Raw genomic sequence first — 3,600 nt, forward strand, 5'->3', positions numbered from 1 at the left:
ACGACGAATCCGCGAAGCCGGACCTTCACTCGGCGGCCCGGTCGACGACCACTAGCGAGGCGCGCAATGGCCACGAGCGATGATCTTCAGCTCTCTTCCCTCGGATGGCTCTTGGACCACCATGAGGCGAAGTACTTCGACAGGCGGCGGATGGTCGACGACCTCGGGTTGAAGCCGGGGGACGCTGTACTCGACCTGGGCTGTGGACCCGGCCTGTGGGCGCCGATGTTCGCCGAGAAGGTCGCGCCTGGTGGGCGCGTCACCGGGTTCGATCTTTCTAGAGAGCTGATCGGCTATGCCGTCTCACGCCTCGCCGATCACCCCCTACACGAAAATATGAATTTCGAGGTGGGTGATTTTGAGGCGACGTCGTTCGATGACAACGTTTTCGACGCCGTCTTCCTTGGGAACTGCTGCTGCTACGCCACTGACCTGTCCGTGGTCCTGGGGGAGGCGATGCGTGTTTCCCGGGGGCGCGTGTTCTCGAAGGACTTCGATGGAGGGGCAGTGATCTTCCACCCGGTCGAGGAGCACTTGGCGGCGAAGGTGATGGAAGCGGCCGCAAGGGCGTTGAAGGAGAACCCGCCGGAGCCACCGTTCGACAACTTTATCGGCCAGAAGATGCACGGGGCCTTCCGGTCTGCAGGATTCCAGGACGTGACGACGCGACCGTACGTGATCCAGATGACCTCTCCACTCAGGAACGCGGAGAAGCGGTATCTGACGAAGAACGCGACATGGCTGGGAACTACGGCGGAGCCGTACCTGTCCGAGGACGACCGGAAGCGGTGGGAGGCCACGTTCGACCCGGCGTCCGGGATCCTGGACGACGAGAACTTCTACTTCTGCATGGTAGAGATGATCACGGCGGGAAGGGTGTAGCTGTGAGTCGAGGCAACACAGGCGTCATCAGTCGCCTCCGTCCTCACGCAGCGGCGTCATGGCGTCAGTCGTTACGTGAGATGCAGCCACGCCGGCTTGCGGTTCCATCGCCGCACGGAGCGAATCGGCTCGGTCCCGGACCGTCCGCCGCACCCCACCGGAAGTGGGCGGCGGGCGTCGAGCTCGATCGCCTGAATCGGTCGGAATGAGCATAGATCAGCTCGTCCGAGGATGGCGGCGCCTCGGCGAGAATGCCGAACCAGGCGAAGGGATACTGGCGGAGGAGTGTTCTCCGGAGAAGGCCAGGTTGAAGCCGTGGTGGACGAATCCGTCGCGGTGCAGCCGGTCGCCGACCCCGGTCTGGGTCATGAGGTCCACGGTGCCCTGCTCGAGCACTCCTGCCTTGATCGTCTCCTCGATGTCCTCCCGCGCCCGCAGGTCGATCACGACCGACTCGACGCCGCGCTGGTGCAACAGATGAGACAACATCGGTCCTGCCGGACCCGCTCCGGGCGATCGCCACCTCGGTACGCATGGACATCTCCCGTTCGAGGCCGTGTCACGCCGCTTCCGGTGCGCCACCCTCAGCGCTGGAACGCCCACGGTCGACCTTCTTCCGCTCACCGAGAGGCATCTACGGAGGCGCGCGGAAACTCCGCCGACATGCGACTCTGTGCGGAACTCTGTGAGGAGGCAGGGATGGGCGGCGTCGAACGCAGCGGAACCGATCGGACGGCCTACACCGCGTGGGTGATGCCATTGTGTTGGATGGCCATCCTGCTCGATGGATTTGACCTTGTTGTGTTCGGTGTCGTCCTGCCTCCGCTACTGGATGACAAGGCATGGGGTCTGACCCCGGCGACGGGTTCCCTCGTCGCGACGATCGGCCTCGTCGGAATGACCATCGGAGCCATCACGATCGGAATGATCACCGACGTGATCGGCCGCCGCAAGGCGTTGATCATCGCTGTCTCGGCGTTCTCGCTGTTCACCCTGTTGTGCTCCTTCTCTCCCAATGCCTGGGTCCTGGGGCTGTTCCGCTTCCTGGCCGGGCTGGGTCTGGGTGGGTGCCTCCCGACGGCGATCGCGCTGATCACCGAGCTGGCCCACAAGGAACGGGCCGGGCGGGCAACAACCACGCTGATGACCGGATACCACGTCGGCGCCGTGCTGACTGCGTTACTCGGCATCCTGGTGATCCCTGGCTTCGGCTGGCGCGGAATGTTCGTCATCGGTGCGTTGCCGGCGGTGGTACTGGTACCGCTGATGTTGAAGTACCTTCCGGAATCGCCGTCGTTCCTGCGCGCCGCCGGGGCCCCCGCCCCCGATCAGGCCCCTCACGGATCGAGCACACGCGCTATCGCTGCCCTCTTCCGCAACGGCATGACCCGCTCCACCGTGGCCTTGTGGATCACGTCGTTCATGGGTCTCGTGCTGGTGTACGGGCTGAACACGTGGCTGCCGCAGATCATGCGCCAGGCGGGTTACGCGCTGGGCGCAGCACTCACCCTGCTGTTGATCCTCAACGTCGGAGCCGTGATCGGTCTGCTGATCGCCGGAATGGTTGCCGACCGTATCGGTGTACGGCCTTCGGTGATCGCCTGGTTCGCGTTGTCTGCGTTGTTCCTGGCTCTGCTGAGCATCAAGCTGCCGGGTATCGGCGTCTACGTCAGCGTTCTTCTGGCTGGAATCTTCGTGTTCAGCTCGCAGGTCCTCGTCTACGCCTACACGAGCCGGGCCTATCCGCCCACTGGGCGCGCCACCGCCCTCGGCGCGGTTGCCGGTGTCGGTCGTATCGGAGCGATCTGCGGGCCGCTGCTCGGCGGCTGGTTCCTCACCCTGGGAATCGCCTACCCCTGGGGCTTCTTCGCGTTCGCCATCGTGGCGGCGATCGGGGCCGTCGCCGTCGCTGTGGTCCGTTCACCGCATATGCGGGCGGTGGCCGACGCCGACCTCGGCACTACAGAAGCTCCGCGTGCCCACTGAGAGTGCAGAGTCGGCCGCCATGGCCGCACCGGACACCATCCACACCCGTCACGGACAGATCTGCAGGATCCGCCATCCGGCGCGCACCCGATCCTGCAGCGACCCAGGTACTTCGATGACGAAGAAGCCGGACGCGCCGAGCGCCCAGCGAGATCAACGACCTACACCCGCCCTGCTCGACGACCTCGGCGACGACGCCCGTGCCCGCGTACCGGCGGGCTCACCCGATGTCCCTTCCTCCGCGGGTGGGCACCGCGCAGATCCAGACTCGAACGCCTCCTCTCCCGCCGACCCGCGTCGATCATCAGGAGTGCAAGGGTGCTCAACTACCCGATGCCGGTCCTCGACGAGGCGGAGTTGGCTGCCGCGGCGGCAGGTCTCGCAGAGAGTGAGATCCGGCTACTGTCCGGGACGGTCGTCGACCCCGCCGGCGTGATCAGGGCGAAACATGTCCCGACCGCCCGCGCTCGGGCATTCCATGTCGCCGGTGTGGGCGCGTCGCCGAGCTGGAACGTGTTCTGCATCGACAACGCCATCGCGTTCCGACCAGGGTTCGGCGTGGTCGGGGACCTGCGGCTGCGAGCGGATCTCGCCGCACTGCACGTGCTCGGCGACGGGCTCGCGTGGGCACCGGCCGAGATGTTCGACCAGGACGGCGATCCGGCCCCGGTCTGTACCCGTGGTCTCCTTCGCCGGACGCAGGCGGAACTGGCCGGACGAGGGCTGACCGCG

3 protein-coding genes and 1 pseudogene are annotated in these 3,600 nt (G+C 65.8%); 3 read left to right on the plus strand and 1 reads right to left on the minus strand.

The annotated features are described in order from the left end of the window. Positions 1–66: 66 nt before the first annotated feature. A complete protein-coding gene (locus VGP60_RS27515; protein WP_327551015.1) occupies positions 67–882 on the plus strand; it encodes a methyltransferase domain-containing protein in 816 nt (271 codons plus the stop codon). 216 nt (positions 883–1,098) lie between these two features. Here the strand turns inward: VGP60_RS27515 and VGP60_RS27520 are convergent, their stop codons facing one another. Further along, positions 1,099–1,371: an FAD-dependent monooxygenase gene (locus VGP60_RS27520; RefSeq protein ID WP_327551016.1), complete on the minus strand. Its 273-nt coding sequence runs from the start codon at positions 1,369–1,371 to the stop codon at positions 1,099–1,101. A 210-nt stretch (positions 1,372–1,581) separates the two neighbouring features. On the opposite strand from VGP60_RS27520, the gene VGP60_RS27525 reads away from it, so the two are divergent. Both VGP60_RS27525 and VGP60_RS27530 read left to right on the plus strand, forming a co-directional pair. Beyond that, on the plus strand, positions 1,582–2,868 hold the full coding sequence (locus VGP60_RS27525) for an aromatic acid/H+ symport family MFS transporter (RefSeq protein ID WP_327551017.1): 1,287 nt from the start codon (positions 1,582–1,584) through the stop codon (positions 2,866–2,868). A 318-nt stretch (positions 2,869–3,186) separates the two neighbouring features. Further along, positions 3,187–3,600: pseudogene (locus VGP60_RS27530) on the plus strand (glutamine synthetase); the annotation flags it as partial.

The organism is Amycolatopsis sp., assembly GCF_036008905.1.
Lineage (GTDB): Bacteria > Actinomycetota > Actinomycetes > Mycobacteriales > Pseudonocardiaceae > Amycolatopsis.

What these genes read in the sequence shown, in the direction of transcription:
- VGP60_RS27515 (WP_327551015.1), top strand. Translation starts at nt 67, where the DNA reads ATGGCCACGAGCGATGATCTTCAGCTCTCTTCCCTCGGATGGCTCTTG.
- VGP60_RS27520 (WP_327551016.1), bottom strand. Translation starts at nt 1,371, where the DNA reads ATGTTGTCTCATCTGTTGCACCAGCGCGGCGTCGAGTCGGTCGTGATC.
- VGP60_RS27525 (WP_327551017.1), top strand. Translation starts at nt 1,582, where the DNA reads ATGGGCGGCGTCGAACGCAGCGGAACCGATCGGACGGCCTACACCGCG.